The sequence below is a fragment of the Streptomyces luteireticuli genome (assembly GCF_041519305.1).
Taxonomy (GTDB): Bacteria; Actinomycetota; Actinomycetes; order Streptomycetales; family Streptomycetaceae; genus Streptomyces; species Streptomyces luteireticuli.
On record NZ_CP167927.1, the window covers coordinates 3,691,108 to 3,713,521 of the forward strand.

A 22,414-nucleotide genomic window follows, 5' to 3' on the forward strand; every position below is an offset into this window, starting at 1 on the left:
GGGGAAGACGCGCGCGAAGCTGAGGTAGGAATTCGGGGGATCCATAGCAACCGGGAGTACGTCAGTGAGCGCCATGTCTCTTGCCCTGCTGCTGGCCGCTGCCACCGCCACGGCCGCGGGCGCCGCCGCGCTGTACGCCACCCGCGGACTGCGCCGGCAGATCACCGCCCTGCGCGTCGACCTCGCGACCGCCACCGCGGCCGCCACCGAGGAGCGCGCGGAGCGGGCCGAGGTGCCCGCAGCCCGGACCGCCCCCGCGGCAGAGCTCTCGGAGGCCGGGGTCTCCGAGATACGTGCCGCCGTCGCCGACGCCCTCGCCGAGGAGCGCGAGCGCGAACTGGCCGAGGCCCGCGCCTTCTGGGCCGCGCAGGAGGCCCTCGACCTGGGCGCCGCCCCGGGCGCCGACGCCCCGCTGCTGTCCGGCCTCACCGGCCCCGGCGCCGACGAGACGGCCGCCGACGGCGGTCCGTACGGCCTGTACATCCCCCGCCAGCCCGACCTGGCCGGCCTCGAACTGCCCCTGGCGGACGAGGCGGACGCCGCCGAGTCCCCGGAGCTGGCCGCCGCCCGCCGCCGGCACCCCTCGCACCCCGACTTCTCGCCGGTCGCCCCGGTGACCGACCACGAGCGCACCGTCGAGCGGCTCACCGAGCTCGCCGACGCCGGCGTCCCGCTGGCCGACGTGCGCCCGGGCCCGCTCGGCACCCTCGACGTCTACGTCTTCGCCGACGGCACCACCGTCTGTCTGACGCCCGGCCACCGGGAGACCGCCGAGAACCTCGCCCACGCGCTGCGCACCGGCGACGCCCCCGTCCTGCTGGGCGGCTCGGGCGTGGCGGGCGCCTACGCCCTGACGTTCGGCTGCGCCTCCGGCAACGTCTATGTGCTGGCGGACCGCGTCATCGCCTCGCAGTAACAGCCCGGCGTCACAGTCACAGCCCGCAGCGCCGGGCCGCCTCCTCGATGAGCCCGACGGCCTCGGCCACCTGCACCCCCCTCGCCCCGCCGCCCCCGGCGGCGAGGGCCTCGGCCAAGTCATGGCCCGCGACGGCCACTTGGTCCGCCACCGCGAACATCCCCGCCTCGGGCATCTGCCGCGGCTCGCCCTGTCCCGGTTCCTCGATCCGCTGTGCCCGGGCGGCCAGCTCGCGGGCGAGGGCCAGCGCTTCCGCCGCCGCGCCCCGGCTCAGTCGGGACTGCGGCAGGGCGCGCAGGCGGTCGGCGAAGGCGTCCACGGCGGCCAGGAGAGGCGTCACATCATCCACGCCCCGAGACTATGCGGCGGCTGCCGACTGTTGCCAATGGCTGAACACTCAGGCACGGTGACATGAAGGACCATCATCCGAAGCGTCCGGAGGCGCCGATGTCCCACGTCATCTCCGACGAGACCCACCGGAACCTGCTCTCCCGAATCCCCCACTGCACCGGCCGTGACATAGCGGAATGGCTGCGTACGGTCGACGAAGGCCCCGCATTGTCCAGGTTCGAGGAGAAGGTGAGCTGGCTGCGCGGAGAGCACGGCCTCGCCTACGGCCACGCCAAGGCGATCGTGCACGAGTACGACCTCCGGCGGGCCGCGCGCAGGCTCCTGTAGCGCCGCGGTCCCCCGCAAACGGGGGACGGGGCCCGGGAAGGCATCGCCTTCCCGGGCCCCGTCCATGGGGTGCCGGACCCGCCCGCGCTAGTCCTGGTTGAGGATCGCGATCAGGCGGAGCAGCTCGGTGTAGATCCACACCAGCGACAGCGTGAGGCCGAACGCGGCCAGCCACGACTCCTCGCGCGGCGCCCCGTACTTCACGCCGTCCTCGACCTGCTTGAAGTCCAGCGCCAGGAAGCAGGCGCCGAGCACCACGCCGACGATGCCGAAGACGATGCCCAGGCCGCCGGTGCGGAAGCCGAGGCCGTCGCCGCCGCCGAACACGGCGAACAGCAGGTTGACGGTCATCAGCAGCAGGAAGCCGATCGCGGCGCCGGCCACGAAGCGGGTGAAGCGGCGGTCGACGCGGATGAGCCGCGTCTTGTACGCCACCAGGACACCGGCGAAGACGGCCGTGGTGCCCAGCACCGCCTGCATCGGGGCGCCCTGGGCGATCGTGTTGTACGCCTGGCTGAGGACGCCGAGGAAGAGGCCCTCGAAGACCGCGTAGGCCAGGATGATCGCCGGGGACGGCTTGGCCTTGAACGCCTGGACCAGACCGAGCACCATCGCGACCAGACCGGCGCCGAAGCCGACCGGGGCGGGCAGTCGCAGCGCCCAGGCCGCACCGGCCGCGAGGATCACCGCGGCCAGCGTGATGCCGGTGCGCAGGACGACGTCGTCGATCGTCATCGCGCCGGACCGCGCCGGGGCCTGCGGCCCGCCGTACTGGACGTCGGCGGCGCCCTGGGCGTACGGGTTGTTCGCGTAAGGATTGGTCGGCTGCGCGTACGGGTTGTTCCCGTACGGATTTCCCTGCGTCGCGGACCCGGACTGCGGTGCCGCGTTGAAGTTCGCGTAGCCGCCTCCGGAGGTGAACCCCCGTCGCGAGAAGACCGGGTTCCTGCTCCTCATTTCACTCCTCCATGGCCACCCTGCGCGGCCTTGCCGTCAAGGGTAATGGGTAGGCAAAGGAATGGCTCTCGTACTGTGGGACGATCTTTTGGCGTATCCCTCTCCTACCAGACAACGCCATCGCGCGACAGCCGGTTCCGTCCGGGGGACGGCGAAAGGCCGGACGGCGATGCCGTCCGGCCATGTCACCACATCGGCGCTCAGCCCGCCATGGCATTGACGCGCACGGCCATGTTCCCCGACGGGTGCTTGTTCTCGTACATCAGCTGGTGCGCCTTGCCGGTGTCCGCGAAATCGCCCACCCAGGAAAGACACGGGTCGAGCTTCTTGCTCCCGGCGAGTTCGATGACCCGGCGGCACTGCTGGAGATTCGCGAAGTGCGAACCCTGGAGGCGCTTCTGCCGCATCCACAGGAATCGCAGGTCGACGTCGCCGTTGTATCCGGTCGTGCCGCCGCAGATGACCACCATGCCGGCGGTGTCGCACAGATACATCGACGTGGGAATGGTGTTCTGGCCGCTGTGCTCAAGAATGATCTTGGGGTTCCGGCGCTCGCCCAGGATCTCCCAGAACTTGGCGCCGAAGGCCCGCGCGCCCTTCATCCACTTCGCCATCGCGGCGTTGTCGTCGGTGTCGGGGAGCCGTCCCCAGTGGTCGAACTCGTTGCGGTTGATGTAGCCCTCCGCGCCGAGCTCCATGCAGAACTTGCCGCGCTCGTCGTCGGAGACCACCGCGATGGGGATGCCGCCCCGGATGCGGGTGATCTGGATCGCCATCGAGCCCAGGCCGCCCGCGCCGCCCCAGACGAGCACCGGGTCGCCGGGCTCGACGGTGTGCGGGGCCCAGCCGGTCAGCTGGCGGTAGGCGGTCGCGCCGGTGAGCAGGAAGCAGGCCGCCTCCTCCCAGGACAGGCTCTTCGGCTTGGGGTGGCACTGGAAGTCCTTGACCAGCGCGTACTGGGCGAAGGTGCCGTAGTTGGTCTCGTAGCCCCAGGCCTTCTGGGTGACCGAGGTCATCGGGTCGCCGCCCAGCCGGACGTCCTGGGCGGTCTCGTCCCAGGTGCAGCCGGAGAGCAGGATCTCGTCACCGACCTTGACGTTGGTGACGCCCTCGCCGACGGCCCAGACGATGCCCGAGCCCTCGGAGCCGCCGATGTGGAAGCCCTCCGGCTCGCCCGCCTTCTGCCGGCCCCGCACCACGTCGTAGGGGTAGCCCAGCGAGGCCCAGACGTTGTTGTAGTTGATCCCCGCCGCCATGACGTAGACGAGGACCTGGCCGCGGCCGGCCTTCGGCACGTCCACGACCTCCATGGCGAAGCCCTGCTCCGGCGGACCGTAGCGCTCCGGGCGGATGACCGACGCGTGCATGCGCGCCGGCACCTCGCCCAGGGGCGGCATCTGACCGATGTCGTACAGGTCCTTGGTCAACTCTTCCTCCACGTCGGGTGACTGGCGTCACATGCGTGTTGCGGTACTGCTGGGCCGGGGGTCACGCGCCGGTCTCCGCCTCCAGTTCCCGGGCGAGGGACGCGGTCGTGACGCCCTTGGCCAGCCGGGCCACGGGGAGGGAGACGCCCAGCTCCCCCTCCAGCCGCTTGCGCAGCTCGGCGGCCATCAGGGAGTCCATCCCGAGCCGGTTGAACGGCTTGTTGACGTCGAGCCGGGACACCCGCATCCCGAGCACCTCGGCGACGTGCCCGGCCACGCGGTCGGCGACCGGCCGGTCGTCGGCGGGGGCGGCGCGCTCGGTCGCCGGAGCGGGAGCGGGAGCAGCGGCCGCGACCGGCGCCGGGGCGGCGGACACGGGCGCGGGAGCAGCGGCCGCAGCCGTGCCGACCGGACCGGCGGGGGCCGCGGCGACAGCGCCGTACGCGGGGGTGGAAGCCACCGGGACGGCGGCGGCCGTTCCCGGGACGCCCGCCCCCGAGATGCGCAGACTGCCGCGCAGTTCGATCACGAAGCCGCTCGCCGGGTCGGTGAGCCGCAGTTCACCGGTCAGCTCGACGCCTTGGCCGGCGGCGGCCGGGAGGGCCCGCGCCGCGGGCTCCTCCGCCCTCGTGTGCTCCACCGGCTCCGTCGCGTTCACCGTGTTCTCCCCGTTCCGGTTCTCTTCCTCCCCGCCGGCCGGGCGGCCGACGGGCATGCCCTTGGCCTCGGCGACGAGCCGCTGCCCGTCGTCGAAGAGGGCCACGTCCAGGGCGAGTTCGCCGCCCGCGTCCTCGCTGATCCGGCAGACGGACCACAGTTCCTCGGTCGCCGGGCCCGACACCACGAACTCGGTCAGCCGCGGGGTGAGGAGCGAGGGGTCCGGCACCAGCGCCAGCGCCGGCTGGTAGGCCGAGCGGACCAGCTCCGGGTGGACCGGGTGGCCCGGCCTCGGCTCCGTCCCGGCGGGGCGGCGCAGCCGGGCGACGGCCTCGCCGGTGCCCAGCCGGACCTCCTCCAGGACGGGCCGGAGCGCCCCGGCCGCCGCGGTGCGGCGGTAGAAGGCGCCGGCGTCCAGGGTCTCCGGGCAGCGGGCGAGCACCCCGGCGGGCGGCTCGTACGCGGCCGCCGCGGAGGACGCGGCGACGGCGCCGGAGGCACGCGGCGTCCACGCGCCCGCGCCGGTGCGGCTCTCGACCGCGAAGGACCAACTGCCCTCCGCCGCGCCGGGGGTGAGGACGACCCGCAGCACGGGGGCCTCGCCGGGGCGCACCAGCAGCGCCTCGCCGATGTCCGCGCCTGTGACGCGCACCCCGTCCGTGCCCGCCGCCTTCGCCGCGGCCGCCCGGGCCGCCTCCACGAACTCGGGCCCGTGGACGACGGCCGGGCCGCCGTCCGGGGCCGGCAGGAGGAAGGGCGTGTCCGGCGCGTCCAGCCGGAACTCGTACGTCCGCGGCAGCGCGTCCAGGTCCTCCACCCAGTAGCTCTCCCGCTGCCAGGGGTAGCGCGGCAGCGGGACGCAGCGCCCGGCGCCGTGCAGCTTCTCCCAGTCGACGGGCGCGCCCGCCTCGTAGACCTTGCCCAGGTGGGTCAGCAGGGTCTCGCGCTCGGGCCGTTCGCGCAGCAGCGAGCCGACGACGGTGCCGGGCAGACCGGCGTCGGCGAGGGTCTCCTCCACCGCCCGGGACAGCACGGGGTGCGGGCTGATCTCGACGAAGACGGTCTCGCCCGCCTCGGCGACGGCGAGCACGGCCTCGTGGAAGTGGACGCGGCCGCGGATGTTGCGCGTCCAGTACGACGCGTCGAGGCCGGAGCCGTCCTCCAGCTCGCGGGTGACGGTGGAGCGCATCGGGACCCGGCCGGCGCGCGGGGCGATCTCCCGGAGTTCCGCGGCGAGTTCGCCGAGCAGCGGCTCCATCTTGGCGCAGTGCGAGGCGGCTTCCGCAGCCATGACGCGGCAGAACACGTCGCGGGCGTCCAGCTCGGCCTTGATCTTCTCGATGCCCTCGACCTCGCCGGCGAGGACGGTGGTGCGCGGGCCGTTGCTGGCCGCGACGGCGACGTCCACCGCGAGTTCGGCGATCAGGGTCTCCGCCTCGCCCGCGGTCAGGGCGGCCACCGACATCGTCCCCTGGCCCCGGACGCGGTCGCGGATGAGCCGGGCGCGGCGACAGACGACGGCCGCGGCGTCGGCGACGCTCAGCGCCCCGGAGACGCAGGCGGCGGCGGACTCGCCCATGCTGTGCCCGAGGACCACGTCCGGCTCGACGCCCCAGGCCCGCCAGGTCTCGGCGAGGGAGACCTGGACGGCCCACAGGACGGGGTGGACGATCGCGACGGTCTCGTTCACCAGGTCGGTGCCGTCGCTCAGGCGGTCGATGACTGACCAGCCGGTCTCGGCGCGCACGGCCTCGTCGCAGCGCATCAGCGCGGCGCTGAACGCCGGGGAGACGTCCATGAGTTCGCGGGCCATGCCGATCCACTGGGAGCCGTGGCCGGAGAAGACGAAGGCGACGCGCGGACGGCCCGCCCAGCCGGCCCCGGCCGCCTCCTCGGCGGCCTCGCGCAGCCGTTCGGCGAGGGTCTCGTGGCTGTCGGCGACGACGGAGGTCCGCACGTCGTGGTGGGCGCGGCGGACGGCGGCGGTGTGGCAGAGGTCGGCCAGGTCCGCGTCCCTCCCGGCGCCTTCGAGGTGGTCGGCCAGGTCGAGGACGCGCTGCCGCAGGGCCTCGGGGGAGGCGGCGGAGACGGGGAGGAGGTGGTCGGCGCCGCGCTCGGTGACCTCGGCGTGCCGGACGGGGGCGACGGCGGGGTCGGCCTCGGTCAGCACGATGTGGACGTTGGTGCCCGAGACGCCGAAGGCGCTCACGCCGGCGGTCAGCGGCCGGCCCTCGGCCGCGAGCGGCACGGCGGCGGCGTGCGGGATGTCCAGACCGGCGCCGTCCCAGTCGACGGCGGTGGTGCGCTCGGTGACGTGCAGGCTGCGGGGGACGGTGCGGTGCTGGAGGGCCAGCACGGTCTTGATCAGGCCGAGGACGCCGGCGGCGGAGCCGGTGTGGCCGATGTTGCTCTTCACGGAGCCGACGAGCAGCGGCCGCTCGCGGGGGGCGCCCATCTCGGCCGCGATGGCGCCGAGTTCGACGGGGTCGCCGGCGCGGGTGCCGGTGCCGTGCGCCTCGATGCAGTCGACGTCGGTGACCGGGATCCCGGCGTCCGCGTAGGCCAGGCGGAGCATCTCCCGCTGGCCGCTCACCGCCGGGTTGATCATCGTGTCGCTGCCGGCGCCGTCGTTGTTCATGCCCCAGCCACGGATGACGGCCCGGACCGGGTCGCCGTCGGCGAGCGCGCGGTCCAGCGGTTTGAGGATCACCGCGCCGACGCCCTCGCTGAAGACGAAGCCGCTGGCGTCGGCGGAGCCGAAGCGGCAGTTCTCGCCGAAGACGGCGGCGTCGACGAAGCCATGGTTCTCGGTGTTGGTCAGCAGCAGCTGGGAGCCGCCCGCGATGGCGACCGTCGACTCGCCCGCGCGCAGACTCTGGCAGGCCAGGGCGATGGCGGTCAGCGAGGAGGAGCAGGCGGTGTCGACGGACAGGCCGGGGCCGTTCAGGTCCAGGGCGAAGGAGACGCGTCCGGTGGCGGTGGAGCGGGAGCCGGCGCCGAGCGAGGCGTGGATGTCGGGGTGGCCGACGGACTGCTGGAGCTCCCAGTAGTGGACGGCGGTGGTGCCGACGTAGACCCCGGTGCGGGTGCCGGCCAGTTTGCCGGTGTCCTGCCCGCCGTCCTCCAGCGCCTCCCAGACGGCCTCCATGAAGAGCCGCTGCTGCGGGTCCATGCCCGCCGCCTCGCGCGGGGAGATCCCGAAGTACCCGGCGTCGAACCGGTCCACGTCCTCCAGCAGCCCGGAGCGGACGCGGGCGCCCGGCACCTCGTACTGCCTCCCGAAGCGGGTGGCCGGTACGTCCTCCACCGTGCAGACCTCGTCGGTCAGCAGGCGCCAGAAGGCGTCCGGGCCGTCGGCGCCGGGAACCCTGCAGCCGATTCCCACGATCGCTATCGGAGCGGGACGCACCGGGTCGTTTTCGCCCATGGGTACGTGACTTCCTTAAGTCCGGGGGGTGTTCGCGCGGCGGAGTGGGCTGCGCGGCTTTCGGACTCCGACTCTGGGATACGGCGCGCGGAATGTTCAACGGCCCGGTCAGGAAACTGCCGGGCCGGCACCGGGTTGTCCGGAAGTCCCGGGCGGCCGTGGCAGGTTCCTGCCGCCGTGTGACGCGCCCGACACAAAGAATTGTCTAAGCCCGTAACAGACCTGCGTTCGAGGCATGTACACCCGCCTGGAACCGGGAACGGGCGCCGAGCAGCCGCATGATGTCCGCGACGCGGCGGCGATAGGTGCGGACGGAAATGTCGAGTTCACGGGCGGCCACCTCGTCGGTGTATCCCTCGCCGAGCATGCGCAGGATGCGCGCCCCGGAATCCCGGCGCAGGCATTCCTGGAGCCGCTGGTAGCCCGCCAGCGGGGCGGCCCGGTACCAGGCCGTCATCATGATGTCGTAGAGCGCCCGGACCACGGCGGGGGCGCGGACGACGGAGGCCTCGGCACCGAAGACGGTGGCCTCGCCGGGGCGGATCAGCGCGACCCGCTGGTCGACGACCGCGGCGGCGTGCCGCACGCCCGCGGCCAGGCGGATCTCCACCCCGTCGAGCAGGGTGGCGAGCCGGGCCAGCCGCTCGTCGCCGGCCATCTCGGGCGGGGCGAGGATCTGCACCCGGGCGTCCCGCGGGCCGCGGGCGGCCAGGGCGCCGAGGGCGGCGGCCACCAGGCGCGGGGCGTCCCTGGTCGGGGGGACGAGCAGCGTCACCGACAACTTCGCCTCGCCCACGAGGCTGTTGAGCGCACGGATCGCGGCCGTCCGGTCGTCGATGACCGCGAGCGCCGAATCCTCCAGCGCGCGAATTTGCGTGCTGTTCACCGCGGATTCGATCAACGGCCGCATCCGCGCGAGCACCTGGTCGATGTCGCCGGACTCCGCCCCGTCACCTCCGGGGGGTATTTCCCCGGCGGCCCGGTCGCCCGGTTCGGGGACCATGTAGAGGGAATTGGGAATACGCATGCACGCCCCAGTGAGTTCGTTGCACCCCGTCCGGTCGGCGGGGCCGTGAACTCAACTGCGGGGAAATGCCGTGGAATCCACGGACGGCGGTACGGAATCAGCGGAACGCACGTCTCCGTACACCTCGCCTCCCCCACGGATCACAACCCTACCGATCGGTAACGCTACAATCCGTAGCGTAAGTCCGTCAACGCGCCACCGCTGCGCGAGGGTTGACATCCGGCCAAACGGCCGGGGCCGCGCCGCACGGCGGGACCGCCCGGACGGGCCCGCGGCCAGCGCCGTCACCGCCCGCCGTACCGCCGGTAGTTGGCTCTTTCTGCGCGGTCCGCAATTTTGCGTGCCACGCACTTTCTGTACTGTGCGCCGCATGGGCACAGCAGCGCGCAAGGAGCCGGCCGGGCAGGGCCTGCGGGAGCGCAAGAAGAAGGCGACCCGGACGGCACTCGGCCTGGCGGCCCTGCGGCTGGCCGCCGAACGCGGCTGGGCGGCCGTGCGGGTCGAGGACATCGCGGCCGAGGCCGGGGTCTCCCCCCGCACGTTCAACAACTACTTCTCCAGCAAGGAGGAGGCCGTCATGGCCTCCGGGGCCGACCGGGCCGAACGCGTCCGGGAGGAACTGGCCGCGCGCCCGCCCCAGGAACCGCTGTGGGAGGCGCTCACCCACGCCTTCGTCGCCGCCCTGGCCGAGCCCTCCTTCGACCCGGCCACCGTCCTGCGCGCCCGGCTGGCCCTGACCCACTCCCAGCTCGCCGCCGAACAGGTCCGGTTCGAGGCCGGGATGGCCGCCATCCTGGCCACCGAGATCGCCCGGCGCACCGGCACCGACGCCGAGCGGGACCTCTATCCGCGCCTCGCGGCCACGCTCGCGTTCACGACCTTCCGCGTCACCTTCGAGCACTGGGTGCGCAGTGGCGGGGACACACCCGTCGCCGACGCCGTGCGCCGGGCGATGCGGCGCGTGCGCGTCGACCCGTGACCGCCCCTCACAGAGAGACGTCCGCCATGCCCCCGACAGCCCCTCCCGAATCCGCCTCCCCCGGATCAGGAGCCCCCGGACCCGCCTCCCCCGCCGCGGCGGGCTGGCGCAAGGTCCCCGTCCTCGTCGTCGGCCTCACCCTCCTCCTCGTGGCCATGCTCACGGCGTTCGCCCTGCCCGCGATCAACTCCGGCCCGCACAAGGTGCCGATCGCCGTCGCCGGACCCGGCCCTGCCGCCGACAGGATCGCCGACCGGCTGGCGGAGGCGAAGCCGGGCGCCTTCCGGATCGAGAAGGTGGCCGACGCGGACGCCGCGCGCGAGCGGATCGACGACCGCGACGCGTACGGGGCCGTCGTCCTCGGCACGAAGCCCGGCGCGAAGCCGAAGGTGCTGATCGCGACCACGGCCGGGCCGTCGGTCGCCGCGACCCTGCGCGCGCTGGCCCTCACGCTCGACCCCGCCGCGGCGGGAGTCGGCGCCACCGTCCACGACCTGTACCCGCCGACGTCCGACGACCCCAACGCGGTCGGGCTCTCGGCCGGGGCCCTGCCCCTGGTCCTCGGCGGCTACCTGGCCGCCGCGGCCATCGTCCTGCTCCTGCGCTCCCCCGCCCAACGGGCCGTCACCGCCCTCGGCTTCGCCCTGCTCGGCGGCTTCTCGCTCACCGCGCTCCTCCAGTACGGCTTCGGGATCACCGACGGGAACTACCTGCTGATCTCGCTGGCCGTCGCGTTCAGCACCGCCGCGACCTCCGTGACGATCATGGGCCTGCACGCGGTGCTGGGCGGCCGGGGCCTGGGCCTGGGCGCCGCCATGATGATCTTCCTCGGCAACCCGCTGTCGGGTCTGGCCTCCGGCCCCGAGTGGCTGCCGTCCGGCTGGGGCACCTTCGGCCAGTTCCTGCCGCCCGGGGCCGGAGGGACGCTGCTGCGGTCGACGGCGTTCTTCGACGGGGCCGGGTGCGGGCGTGCGCTGATCGTGCTGGGGTGCTGGCTGGTGGGCGGGCTGGCGCTGTTCACGCTGGGGGCGCGGGTCGCCTCGAAGCGGGCGGCTGTGGGGGCTGGAGCCCCCGCGCCGCAGGAGGAACGGGCCGCGGTGCCGGCCCGGTAGGGATTTGCCGCCCCTCCCCGGGCCTGCGCCCCGAAGCGCCCTGCGGGCTCCCCCGGAGGGGGCACCCCCAGTCCTCAAGCGCCGGACGGGCTGAAATAGCCCGTCCGGCGCTTGAGGACGAGCGGCGGAGCCGCGACAAACGGGGTCCGGGGCGGAGCCCCGAAGCAGGGGCGCAGGGGGCGCAGCCCCCGCCCACCGCGCGGAGCGCGGTACCGGGCCGGGGGGCGGAGCCCCGGAATGGGGGCACCCCCTCTGGGGGAGGTGAAAGGGCGGGCCGGGGGCAAAACCCCGTAGAACCCGCCCCGCCCGCTCACCCCTCCACGAACGCCACCGCCCGCGCCGGCGCCGCACTCGTCCCCGTGAGCTTCAGCGGGAAGAAGCCCACCATGAAGCCCGTCAGCGGCAACGCCCCCAGATTGACGAGCTGTTGCACGATCAGCGCCTCCTTGTCACGGATCGCGTAGTGCCCGTCCCAGATGTGCCGGGAGTCCCCCGTCTCGTGGAACGCCCGGCGCATCGCGGGAATCGGCCGGTCCCACCCGATCGCGTCCGTGCCCAGCACCGTCGCCCCGAGCCCGGTGAGGTACCGCGTACCGGCCCCGGACATCCCGGGGTACGCGAAGTACTCGGGATCGCGCAGCGTGTACCGCTCCTGCCCGGTGCGGATGAGCACGGCGTCCCCCGGCTCCACGTCCCGCCCCGTCGCGGCGATGGCCTGCTTGAGCGCCTCGACCGGGATCGCCTCCCCCGGCCTGGCCCATTCCCGGACGTCCAGCACCATCCCCGGCCGGTACAGCTCCTCCAGCCCGATGTCACTGATGGTGCGCGAGGGGCGCCCCTCGCAGGTCGCCCCGCTGTGCAGGGGGGCGTCCACGTGCGTCCCGCAGTGTGTGCTGATCTCGTGCATGACCTCCCCGGCCGGCCCCGCTCGGCCGGGTACGTCCTCGGGGTCGCACCCGAAGGAGGCGACCATGAAGTCCAGACCCCAGTCCTCGTGCGTGAGGTAGTCCATCCGCGGCGCCACCACGAGCGCCAGCTCGGGCTGGTTGTCGGGGATGAGGTCGAGGTCGCGGGAGTCGATGGGGGATGTCAGGTCGACGATGCGGCTCATTTCAGATCGTCCCAACTCTCTGTGTCGGTCTCAGATCTCGTGTCTCGGGTCTCAGCGGTGGTCTTCCGGGATCCGGCCGATCAGCCCCCGGAGCTCGGTCTTGAGCACCTTTCCGTAGGAGTTCTTGGGCAGTTCGGCCACGAAGAGGAACCGGCGCGGCCGCTTGTAGCGCGCCATCTCGGCGAGACAGTGCCTCTCCAGGGCGGCCGCAAGGGCGTCCCCACCGTCCCCGCTGTCCCTGCCGTCCCCGCCGTCCCCGCCGTCCCCGCCCGAGGGCACGACGAAGGCCACCGGCAGCTCGCCCCACTCCGCGTCCGCCCCGCCGACGACGGCCGCCTCGGCGACCGACGGGTGGCGCAGGAGCACCTCCTCCACCTCACGGGGGTAGATGTTGGAACCCCCGGCGATGATCAGGTCCTTGGCCCGGTCGACCAGCGTGAGGAAGCCGTCCGCGTCGAGGCGCCCCAGGTCCCCGGTGTGCAGCCAGCCGTCGCGCAGCGCCCGGGCGGTGGCCTCGGGGGAGTTCCAGTACCCCGCCATCACGGTGGCGCCCCGGACGAGGACCTCGCCGGTCTCCCCGGGCGGCAGGGCCCGCCCGTCGTCGTCCGCCACCCGCACCTCGACGCCGGTGCGGGCCCGGCCGACGCTCTCCAGCCGGGCGGCGGGCCCGGCATGGTCCTCGGGCCGCAGGTGGGTGATCGTGCCCGGGGACTCGCCCTGCCCGTAGCCCTGCCACAGGCGCCCGGCGCCGAAGCGGGCGACGGCCTTCTCCAGGTCCGCCCGGTACATCGGGGCTCCGCCGTAAAGGATCCGGTGCACGAGCGGCACCAACTCCCCGTCCAGCAGCCCCGGGTCGAGCAGCCGGCGCAGGACGGTCGGGACCGCGAAGAGGCTGACGGGCCCGAAGGCCCGCAGCGCCTCCCCGAGGGTGTCCGCGTTCACCGCGCTGCCGCGCGGGAAGACCTGGGCCCGGGCCCGGGCGACATGGGCCAGGCCGAAGAGCCCGCCCGCGTGCGACATCGGCGCGATGTGCAGCATCGCGGCGTCGACACCCGTCCCGATGTCGGCGAGTGCGCTGCGGGTGGCCGCGGCCAGGTTGCCGTGGGTGAGCACGGCGCCCTTGGAACGCCCGGTGGTGCCACTGGTGTAGAAGAGCCACGCCGGGTCGTCGTCGCCCGCGGTGGACGGCGCCCGGGCGACACCGCGCCCGGCGCCGGCCACCAGCTCGTCCGCCGCCACGAGCGCGGTCGCGCCGAGGCCCTGCGCCCGCAGCGGACCGGCCAGTTCGTCCGTGGCGACGCAGAGCCCCGCCCCGCAGTCCTCGGCGAGCTGTGCGAACTCCTTGGGATGGAGGCGGGCGTTGAGCGGGACGGCCACCAGACCGGCCCACCAGACCCCGAACAGCACCTCCGGGTAGAGGGGCGTGTTGCGCATGGCCAGTGCGACCCGGTCGCCGGGGCGCAGCCCGTGCTCCCGGACCAGCGCGTCGCCGATCGCCTGTGCCCGGTCGGCGAGTTGACGGTGGTCCCGCAGGACGTCGGCCCCCTCGCAGACGGCGGGGGCGTAAGGGTTCGCCGCGGCGGCGCGCCGCAGCAGCTCCGCGATGTTCATGACCGCCTCCCCGCCTCCGGCGCCTCCAGCACCAGAACCGCCGCGGCGGCCTCCTCGAAGCCCAGGAAGCCGCCACCGTTCTCCGCGAGCCCGATGCGGGCCCCGGGCACCTGCCGGGCGCCCGCCTCGCCCCGCAGCTGGGTGACCAGTTCGTGGATCTGACCGATGCCGGTGGCCCCGACCGGGTGGCCGTTGGACTCCAGCCCGCCGGAGGTGTTGACCGGCAGCCGGCCGCCGAGGGCCGTCTCGCCGCGGGCGGCGGCCGGGCCTCCCTCGCCGGGCGGGACCAGGCCGAGCGCCTCGGCCTGGAGCACCTCGCCGACCGCGGTGGCGTCGTGGACCTCGGCGAGCGAGACGTCGTCGGGGCCCAGTCCGGCCCGCTCGTAGGCGAGCGCAGCGGCGCGCCGGGTGATCGCGCGCTCCGGCTCGTCGAGCGTGCGCCCGGTGCCCGAGACGACCACGGAGGCCCGCAGCCGGACCGCCCGGCGGGCACCCAGCCGGCGGACGACGGCGGGCGAGCAGACCAGGGCGGCCGCGGCGCCGTCGCCGATGGGCGCGCACATCGGGACGGTGAGCGGGGCCGCGACCTCCCGCGCGGCCAGCACCTCGTCGGCGGTGAGCTCCTCGCGGCGGGCGGCGAGCGGGTTGAGCGCGCCGTGCCGCCGGTTCTTGGCGGTGACGGCGGCCAACTCGCGCGGTGTACAGGAAGGATGGCGGCGTCGGTGGTCGGCGGCGAGCGCCGCGTAGATGTCCATGAAGACCGAGCGCCGGCCCGGCGGCACCTCGTCCGCCCCGGCGGCCTCGCGCAGTGCCTTGAGCCCCTCCTGCCACCGCGCGACGTCCAGGCCGCCATGGAAGGCCGCGGTCAGCCGCTCCTCGTCGGCCCCGTACATCTTCTCCGCGCCGATCGCGAGCGCGACGTCCATCTCGCCGGCCCGCACCGCGGTGGCCGCGAGGTGCAGCGCGGTGGCCCCGCTCGCGCAGGCGTTCTCGACGTTGACCACCGGGACGCCCTCGACCCCGGCGTCCCGCAGGGCGGCCTGCCCGCGGACCAGATGCTGCCCCTCCAGGGCGCCCTGAGTGGCGTTGGCGAAGAACACCCCGTCCACAGCGGAGAGTTCGCACCCGGAGTCGGCGAGGCAGCGCGCGAGGGCCTCCCCCGCGAGGGCGCCGACGGTCAGGTCCGGGAACCTGCCGTAGGCGGTGCGGCCCACGCCGAGCACGTACACCTCGTTCATCAGGGGACCCTGACGGTGTTGCGCAGGACGCCGATCCGCTCGACCTCCAGCTCGACCACGTCCCCGTCCGCGAGCCGCCGTCCGAGGTCGAGCGCCGTACCGGACGGGACAGTTCCGGATCCGATGACCTCCCCCGCGTGCACCGCCCGGTCCCGGCTCAGGTGCACGATCGCGTCCTCGAAGCTGTGCTCCATGCCGTCGGTGGTGCCGCGCGACCACTCCTCGCCGTTGACCCGGGCGGTCATGGTGAGGGCGTACGGGTCGGTCAGCTCGTCGCGGGTGACGATGCAGGGGCCGAGGGTGTTGGAGCCGGCGAAGTCCTTGCCCTCGCAGGGCCCGACGCCGGCCCGCATCAGGACGGCCTGGAGGTCGCGCGCGCTCCAGTCGTTGAAGACCGTGTAGCCGAAGATGTACGCGTGGGCCTCGTCCGGCTTCACCTCCCGGCCGGTGCGGCCCACCACCGCCGCGAACTCCAGCTCGAAATCCAGCTCCTTGGAGCCGGAGGGCGCCACGATCTCGTCATCGGGCCCGCTGACGGCGAGGTGGTCGGCGGTGTAGTACATGACGCGCTCCCGGAAGAGCGGGCTCAGGTCGAACTTCCCGCCGGCCATCAGCCGGTCGAACTCGGCGGCGGGGTCCGCGGCGCCGGCGGCCTGCCGCCGGGCCAGCTCCCGCAGCCCCACCTCCAGATGGGCGATGAACAGCCCGCAGTCGCGCAGCCGGGCCGGGCGCGGCAGCGGCGCCAGCAGCCGGACGTTGTCCCGGGCGAGCAGGGCCGCCCCGGGCCGCCGCGCGACGAGCTCCCGCACCCGGTCCAGGCCGGGCTCCCCGGACTCGATCAGGGCCTGGAGCGAGCCGAGCGCGGCATCGCCGGGCGCGGCGGCGGACAGGTCGAGGACGACGGCGTCGCCGTCCAGCAGCACCCCGGCGCGGGGCCGGTCCGGCTGGCTCTGCCTCTCGAAGGTGATCAGGCGCATGGGGCAACTCCGATCGTGCGGTCGGCGATCGTGCGTCGGCAGTCGTGCGGTCGGTGGTCGTGCGGTCGGCAATCGTGCGGTCGGTGGTCCGGAACACCGGAATACGGACGCAGCGCGGGCGAAACCGGACGGCAGGGAACAGAGGCCACCGCTTCCGCAGGGCAGGACGCGCCGACGCCAGGACTTCCAAGGTCCAAGGCTCGGCTTACCGGCGATAACTGGACGGTGGTCCAATCGTTGAACGCCCGGCACAGGCCGTCAAGTGGTATGCACCTACTGATGTTTGGGGCTTCCGCTTCCTGCCGCGGCCTTCGCCCGCCCGACGGCCCCGTGGAACAATCGCGCCATGGCCGGACGTCGCGAGGAATCAGCACGGGAGAGCCGCCGGCGGCTGCTGGACGCGGCGACGGAGCTGGTCGCCGAGGGCGGCCCGCGGGCCGCGTCCGTCCAGGCCGTGGCCGGCCGGGCGGGCATCAGCCGCGGCTCGGTCGCCTGGCACTTCGGCTCCAAGGAGGGCCTGATCGCCGAGGTGATCGGCAACGCCTTCGGTACCGCCGAGCGGATGTACCGCGAGCGGCTGCCGGAGACCGGCCCGCTCGCCTTCGGCACCCTGGTCGACGCGCACCTGGCAGTGGTGGACGCGCCCTGCGGGCGGGTGTTCGCCACGGTCCTGCCGGAGGTGATGGGCGCCCCGGGCCCACTGCGGGACGCCTATGTGCATGGCTACGAGCACACCCGCCGGGTCTGGATCGGCTACCTGGAGCGGATCACCGCCCACGCCCCCGGGCTGCCCGACGCGAAGAGCCTGGCGACGATCGTCTTCGGCAGCGGCGTCGGGGTGAACACCCTGCACAGCCTCGACGGCCTGGTGGACCGGGCGGAGGCGTTCGCCGCCCTGAAAACCCTCTTCGAACTGGCCGGCGGGCCGGGCCCCCGGCAGGGCTAGTCCGGCGGGGCCAGGGGGTCCGTACCCGTCCGTACGGCCCGGAGCCCGTCCGGCGGTGAAGCGGACGCCCGCCCGCAGGCGAACCCCGCGGACGAACGACGAACGTGCATGTGTGCCCGGAGCCGGACTCGAACCGGCACGGCCCGAAGGGCCAGCGAGGTTTAAGCTCGCCGTGTCTGCATTCCACCATCCGGGCGGGCCCTCGGGCCGCACGCACAGAGGGGACGCGCGCGCGGGTTCCCTTGAGGAGAACGGGATGAGCCTATCCGGGTAGCGCCCCCCAAACAGCGGAACACTGACCAGAGGTTGTCTTATTTTATGGGCAACTTAGCGCTCATCAGTGCGGAACAGGTCCCTTCGGCACATGCCAGAGGCCGATCCGCCCTCCTCGCAGCCTCTCCCGGCCCCCTCCCGGGAATTGTCGCAATCTCGCCTCCCACGGCGGCCGCCGGGGTCATACCCGAGGATGACGGCGCCCCCGGGCCGTACCTCTGGAGTCTGTCCCGAGAACGGGAACCAGGGCTGATCCGGGAGGCGCGCAGGGACAGGACGATGGAAGCACCTTCCCGGTTCCACCTCCCGGTTCCGTCGCCCGGTTCCGTCGCCCCGATCAAGGAGTACGTCCGTGACCACCAGCCCCTACGGCGCCCCGACCGCCGTCCGCACCGCGGTTCCCGCGGCCGTCGCGACGGACCTGACCAAGGTCTACGGCCAGGGCGAGACCCAGGTGGTCGCCCTGGACGCCGTCTCCGTGGAGTTCCGCCGCGCGGAGTTCACCGCGATCATGGGCCCCTCCGGCTCGGGCAAGTCCACGCTGATGCACTGCATGGCCGGCCTCGACACCGTCTCCGGCGGCTCGGCCCGGATAGGCGACGTGGAGCTGACGGCGCTCAACGACAAGAAGCTCACCCAGCTCCGCCGGGACAAGATCGGTTTCATCTTCCAGGCGTTCAACCTGCTGCCGACGCTCAACGCCCTGGAGAACATCACGCTCCCCATGGACATCGCCGGCCGCAAGCCCGACCGGCAGTGGCTGAACCAGGTCGTGGAGACCGTCGGCCTCTCCGGCCGCCTCAAGCACCGCCCCAACCAGCTCTCCGGCGGCCAGCAGCAGCGCGTCGCCGTGGCCCGCGCCCTCGCCGGCCGCCCCGAGATCATGTTCGCCGACGAGCCCACCGGCAACCTCGACTCCCGCTCCGGCGCCGAGGTCCTCGGCTTCCTGCGCAACTCGGTGCGCGAGCTCGGCCAGACCGTCGTCATGGTCACCCACGACCCGGTGGCCGCCTCCTACGCGGGCCGCGTGGTCTTCCTCGCCGACGGCCGCATCGTCGACGAGATGTACGAGCCGACCGCCGACGCCGTCCTCGACCGCATGAAGGCGTTCGACGCCAAGGGCCGCACGAGCTGACCACGACCGTTCACGACACCCAGGACACCTGACTGATGTTCCGCACCGCCTTGCGCAACGTTCTCGCGCACAAGGCCCGGCTGCTGATGACCGTCCTCGCCGTGATGCTCGGCGTGGCCTTCGTCTCCGGCACCCTGGTCTTCACCAACACCTTCTCCGAGGCCCAGAAGAACAGCTCCCAGAAGGGCTTCACCCACGTCGACGTCGCCGTCCAGCCCCACACGGCGGACCGCGACAACGGTGCGCCCGGTGGGGCACCCCTGCTGACCCAGCGCCTGCTCGACAAGGCCGCCGAGGTCCCCGGCGCCGCCTACGCCACCGGCTCGGTGGACGGCCAGGCCTTCCTCGCCGGCAAGGACGGCGAGCTGGTCGGCCAGGGCTTCTCCCGGGCCGGCTCCAACTACTTCCCCGGCCCCGACGGCAAGGACGCCCGCTACCCGCTGACCTCCGGCCGCGCCCCGCAGCGCGCCGGCGAGATCGCGGTGGACGCCAAGACCGCCGACCGCGCGGGCTTCAAGGTCGGCGACACCGTCCGGATGTCGGTCAGCGGCCCGGTGCTGCCCCAGAAGATCACCGGCATCTTCACCACCGACAGCGGCAGCGTGACCGCCGGCGGCAGCCTGACCCTCTTCGACACCGCCACCGCGCAGAAGCTCTTCACCAAGCCCGGCCGCTTCACCGAGATCGACGTCAAGGCCGCGCCCGGCACCTCCCAGACCGCGCTCAAGGCCGGGATCGACAAGATCCTGCCGCGCGACGCCGAGGCCGTCACCGGCCAGAAGCTCGCCGACGACGAGACCAGGATGATCGAGGAGAACTCCTCGGCCTCGAAGACCATCCTGCTGATCTTCGCCGGTATCTCGCTCTTCGTCGGCATCTTCATCATCGCCAACACCTTCACCATGCTGGTCGCCCAGCGCACCAAGGAGCTCGCGCTGATGCGCGCGGTCGGCGCCAGCCGCCGCCAGGTCACGCGCTCGGTGCTCATCGAGGCGTTCGTGGTGGGCGCCGTCGCGGCCGTCGCCGGTCTGCTCGCGGGCATCGGCATCGGCGCCGGGATGCGCTCGGCCATCGGCGCCGACATGCCCGACGGCCCGCTCGTCATCACCCCGGGCACGGTCGTCACCGCGCTGGCCGTCGGCATCGTCGTCACCATGCTCGCCGCCTGGCTGCCCGGCCGCCGCGCCGCGAAGATCCCCCCGGTCGCCGCCATGAACAGCGTGCACGCGGTGGCCACCACGAAGTCGCTGGTCGTCCGCAACACCATCGGCGCCGTCGTCGCCGCCGCGGGCGCCGGGCTGAGCCTGGTCGCCACCGACGAGTCCGGCCTCGGACTCGGCGCCGGCCTGCTGGTCATCGGCGTCTTCATCCTGACCCCGCTGCTGGCCAAGCCGCTGATCGAGGCAGCCGGTCCGCTGCTGCGCCTGTTCGGCATGTCCGGCAAGCTGGCCGGGCAGAACGCGGTCCGCAATCCGCGCCGCACCGCCGCGACCGCCTCCGCCCTGATGATCGGCCTCACCCTGATCACCGGCCTGACCGTCATCGCCGGCAGCATGCAGAAGGCCATCGACAAGATGGCCACCGACGCCCTCAAGGCCGACTACGTCGTCGTGATGGCCAACACCTACCCCCTCTCCCCCGACGTGGCGAAGAAGCTGGAGCGGCAGCCCGACATCACCGCCGTCAGCGCGCTGCGCGAGTCCCCGGCCCGCATCGGCGGCGAGCACGAGTCCCTGGCGGGCGTCGACGGGAAGTCCGTCGACAAGCTCGTGAAGCTCGACTTCACGTCCGGCTCCTTCGCCGGGCTGTCCGGCGACAAGGCCGTCGTCGACGCCGACACGGCCAAGAACCGCGGCTGGAAGCTCGGTTCGTCCTTCACCGTCACCTATGAGGACGGCAAGAAGGGCAAGCTGACCGTCGGGGGCATCTACAAGGGCAACGAGATGCTCAAGGGCATCATGCTCGACAACGCCACCCTGACCCCGCACATGACCGAGGTCAACGACAAGCAGGTGATGGTCAAGACCGCCTCCGGCACGAGCGACTCCGCGAAGAAGTCGATCCAGAAGGCACTCGGCGACAACCCGGCGATCCAGGTCCAGGACAAGGACGACATCTCCAACGAGATCGCCAAGGCGATCAACATGCTGCTGAACGTCCTCTACGGACTGCTCGCCATGGCCGTGATCGTCGCGGTCCTCGGCGTCGTCAACACCCTGGCGATGTCCGTCTTCGAGCGCCAGCAGGAGATCGGCATGCTGCGGGCCATCGGCCTGGACCGCTCCGGCATCAAGCGGATGGTCCGCCTGGAGTCGCTGGTCATCTCGCTCTTCGGCGGCATCCTCGGCATCGGCCTCGGCGTCTTCTTCGGCTGGGCCGCCGGCCAGCAGATAGCCGAGAAGATCGCGACCTACGAACTGGTCATGCCCTGGGGCCGGATGGGCGTCTTCCTGCTGCTGGCCGCCGCGGTCGGCGTGCTGGCCGCGCTCTGGCCCGCCCGCCGGGCGGCCCGGATGAACATGCTCAACGCCATCAAGGCCGACTGACGGCCGTACGACGACGAAGGGCCCGGCAACCGCCGGGCCCTTCGTGCATCCTCAGGAGTGCCACTCCCGGGTGCGCAACGGCAGCCCCGGATCACCGGATCCGGGCGTACGGACCGCGAGCACCTGGTTGACGCCGATGCGGTTGCGCTCGAAGGACAGCGCCGAGGCCGCCATGTACAGCCGCCACACCCGCGCCCGGCCCGGCGAGGTCAGCCGCACACACGCGTCCCAGTGCTCCTCCAGGTTGGCCACCCAGCGGCGCAGGGTCAGCGCGTAGTGCTCGCGCAGCGCCTCCACGTCGCGGACCTCGAACCCGGCCTCCTCCAGCTGCGCCACCGTCCGTCCCACGGGGGCCAGTTCGCCGTCGGGGAAGACATAGCGGTCGATGAACTCGTCGACCTGGTACCCCTCTTCGTCCTTCAGCGGCCGCCGGGCGATCTGGTGGTTGAGCAGCCGCCCGCCGGGCTTGAGCAACGCGTGCAGGGCGGCGGCGTATTCGGCGTAGCGGGCGCGGCCGACGTGCTCGGCCATGCCGATGGAGGAGACCGCGTCGAAGGGTCCGTCGGAGATCTCGCGGTAGTCCTGGACCCGGATCTCCACCCGGTCCGTCAGCCCCGCCTCGGCGATGCGCTTGCGGGCGTAGGCCGCCTGCTCCTCGGAGAGCGTGATGCCGACGGCGTTCACCCCGTACTCGCGGGCGGCGTGCAGCACCATGGAGCCCCAGCCGCAGCCGACGTCCAGCAGCCGCATCCCGGGGGCGAGGCCGAGCTTGCGGCAGACCAGATCGAGCTTGGCGCTCTGGGCGTCCTCCAGGGTGGCCCCGGGCTCCCAGTAGGCGCAGGAGTAGACCATGGACGGGCCGAGGACCTTCTCGTAGAAGGCGTTGCCCACGTCGTAGTGGTGGCTGATCGCCTGCCTGTCGCGGCGCAGGGTGTGCAGCGGGCCGGTCGTGCGGCGGGCCTCCTCGACGGGCGGGGAGGGCGGCACCCAGGGCCCGGTGAGCTTCAGCAGCTCCTTGCCCGCGGCGCGCAGGTGCGGGTCGCGCAGCGCGGCGAGGGCGGCCAGGGGGGCGGAGCGGCGCGAAGTGTCCTCGTCGCGCTCCCAGATGGACTCCGCGAGCAGGTCCAGGGCCCGGTAGAGGTCGCCCTCGACATCGAGGTCCCCGGCCACCCAGGCGCGGGCCAGGCCGAGTTCGCCCGGTTTCCACAGCAGCCGGCGCAGGGCGCGGCGGTTGCGGACGACGAGTACGGGGGCGCCGGGCGGACCTGCCTCGCTGCGGTCCCACGCGCGCAGCCGGACCGGGAGCGGTGCCCCCAGTACCTGTTCGGCGAGAGCGGCGAGCCGTCGGGCGGCCTGGGCCATGTCGCACACCTCCGTGAAGAAGGATCAGGAGATAG

Annotated in this window: 17 protein-coding genes and 1 tRNA gene; 7 read left to right on the forward strand and 11 right to left on the reverse strand. The window is 73.2% G+C overall.

Going from position 1 to position 22,414, the window contains the following annotated elements:
* The first annotated feature begins 73 nt into the window (after window positions 1-73).
* A complete protein-coding gene (locus AB8735_RS16250; RefSeq protein ID WP_372411857.1) occupies window positions 74-916 on the forward strand; it encodes a hypothetical protein in 843 nt (280 codons plus the stop codon).
* A gap of 16 nt (window positions 917-932) precedes the next feature.
* Here AB8735_RS16250 and AB8735_RS16255 read toward each other — a convergent pair whose 3' ends face one another.
* Window positions 933-1,265 (reverse strand): hypothetical protein, encoded by a 333-nt coding sequence (locus tag AB8735_RS16255; protein ID WP_344023689.1) that lies wholly within the window; start codon window positions 1,263-1,265, stop codon window positions 933-935.
* Window positions 1,266-1,363: 98 nt separating this feature from the next.
* Here AB8735_RS16255 and AB8735_RS16260 point away from each other — a divergent pair, with 98 nt between their 5' ends.
* Window positions 1,364-1,594, forward strand: coding sequence for a DUF4287 domain-containing protein (locus AB8735_RS16260; RefSeq protein ID WP_344023695.1), 231 nt, complete (start codon window positions 1,364-1,366; stop codon window positions 1,592-1,594).
* Window positions 1,595-1,681: 87 nt separating this feature from the next.
* Here AB8735_RS16260 and AB8735_RS16265 read toward each other — a convergent pair whose 3' ends face one another.
* The 4 genes from AB8735_RS16265 to AB8735_RS16280 form a co-directional block, all read right to left on the reverse strand.
* Window positions 1,682-2,551, reverse strand: a complete 870-nt coding sequence (locus AB8735_RS16265; RefSeq protein WP_372408086.1) for a Bax inhibitor-1/YccA family protein — start codon at window positions 2,549-2,551, stop codon at window positions 1,682-1,684.
* Between the two features lie 200 nt (window positions 2,552-2,751).
* Window positions 2,752-3,978 carry a crotonyl-CoA carboxylase/reductase gene (ccrA, locus tag AB8735_RS16270; RefSeq protein WP_344023685.1) on the reverse strand — a complete coding sequence of 409 codons (1,227 nt, stop codon included), beginning with the start codon at window positions 3,976-3,978 and terminating at the stop codon, window positions 2,752-2,754.
* A 61-nt stretch (window positions 3,979-4,039) separates the two neighbouring features.
* Complete coding sequence (locus AB8735_RS16275) at window positions 4,040-8,062, reverse strand: type I polyketide synthase (protein WP_372408088.1); 4,023 nt, start codon at window positions 8,060-8,062, stop codon at window positions 4,040-4,042.
* 205 nt (window positions 8,063-8,267) lie between these two features.
* A complete protein-coding gene (locus tag AB8735_RS16280) occupies window positions 8,268-9,089 on the reverse strand; it encodes a helix-turn-helix transcriptional regulator (protein ID WP_344023681.1) in 822 nt (273 codons plus the stop codon).
* 370 nt (window positions 9,090-9,459) lie between these two features.
* Between AB8735_RS16280 and AB8735_RS16285 the strand changes: the two genes are divergently transcribed.
* Together AB8735_RS16285 and AB8735_RS16290 are read left to right on the forward strand one after the other, a co-directional pair.
* Window positions 9,460-10,068 (forward strand): TetR family transcriptional regulator, encoded by a 609-nt coding sequence (locus tag AB8735_RS16285; RefSeq protein WP_344023677.1) that lies wholly within the window; start codon window positions 9,460-9,462, stop codon window positions 10,066-10,068.
* A 26-nt stretch (window positions 10,069-10,094) separates the two neighbouring features.
* Window positions 10,095-11,180 (forward strand): hypothetical protein, encoded by a 1,086-nt coding sequence (locus AB8735_RS16290; protein WP_372408089.1) that lies wholly within the window; start codon window positions 10,095-10,097, stop codon window positions 11,178-11,180.
* A 310-nt stretch (window positions 11,181-11,490) separates the two neighbouring features.
* On the opposite strand, the gene AB8735_RS16295 is transcribed toward AB8735_RS16290, so the two are convergent.
* Genes AB8735_RS16295 through AB8735_RS16310 form a run of 4 tightly spaced genes read right to left on the reverse strand, consistent with a single transcriptional unit; the run spans window position 11,491 to window position 16,117 of the window.
* The gene (locus tag AB8735_RS16295) at window positions 11,491-12,291 is read right to left on the reverse strand and encodes a cyclase family protein (protein ID WP_372408091.1); all 801 of its coding nucleotides are present in this window, start codon (window positions 12,289-12,291) and stop codon (window positions 11,491-11,493) included.
* A gap of 51 nt (window positions 12,292-12,342) precedes the next feature.
* On the reverse strand, window positions 12,343-13,902 hold the full coding sequence (locus tag AB8735_RS16300) for an AMP-binding protein (RefSeq protein ID WP_372408093.1): 1,560 nt from the start codon (window positions 13,900-13,902) through the stop codon (window positions 12,343-12,345).
* Window positions 13,899-15,140, reverse strand: a complete 1,242-nt coding sequence (locus AB8735_RS16305; RefSeq protein WP_372408094.1) for a thiolase family protein — start codon at window positions 15,138-15,140, stop codon at window positions 13,899-13,901. Before AB8735_RS16305 ends, AB8735_RS16300 begins: the two co-directional genes overlap by 4 nt.
* The gene (locus AB8735_RS16310) at window positions 15,140-16,117 is read right to left on the reverse strand and encodes a fumarylacetoacetate hydrolase family protein (RefSeq protein WP_372408095.1); all 978 of its coding nucleotides are present in this window, start codon (window positions 16,115-16,117) and stop codon (window positions 15,140-15,142) included. Before AB8735_RS16310 ends, AB8735_RS16305 begins: the two co-directional genes overlap by 1 nt.
* 346 nt (window positions 16,118-16,463) lie before the next feature.
* On the opposite strand from AB8735_RS16310, the gene AB8735_RS16315 reads away from it, so the two are divergent.
* Complete coding sequence (locus AB8735_RS16315) at window positions 16,464-17,063, forward strand: TetR/AcrR family transcriptional regulator (RefSeq protein ID WP_372408096.1); 600 nt, start codon at window positions 16,464-16,466, stop codon at window positions 17,061-17,063.
* A gap of 113 nt (window positions 17,064-17,176) precedes the next feature.
* Here AB8735_RS16315 and AB8735_RS16320 read toward each other — a convergent pair.
* Window positions 17,177-17,259 (reverse strand) — tRNA-Leu (locus AB8735_RS16320).
* A gap of 429 nt (window positions 17,260-17,688) precedes the next feature.
* Here AB8735_RS16320 and AB8735_RS16325 point away from each other — a divergent pair.
* Both AB8735_RS16325 and AB8735_RS16330 read left to right on the forward strand, forming a co-directional pair.
* Entirely contained in the window at window positions 17,689-18,471 is a 783-nt protein-coding gene (locus AB8735_RS16325; protein WP_344023663.1) for an ABC transporter ATP-binding protein, read from the forward strand.
* 35 nt (window positions 18,472-18,506) lie between these two features.
* Entirely contained in the window at window positions 18,507-21,017 is a 2,511-nt protein-coding gene (locus tag AB8735_RS16330) for an ABC transporter permease (protein WP_372408097.1), read from the forward strand.
* 51 nt (window positions 21,018-21,068) lie between these two features.
* Here AB8735_RS16330 and AB8735_RS16335 read toward each other — a convergent pair whose 3' ends face one another.
* On the reverse strand, window positions 21,069-22,379 hold the full coding sequence (locus AB8735_RS16335) for a class I SAM-dependent methyltransferase (protein WP_372408099.1): 1,311 nt from the start codon (window positions 22,377-22,379) through the stop codon (window positions 21,069-21,071).
* Window positions 22,380-22,414 lie beyond the last annotated feature (35 nt).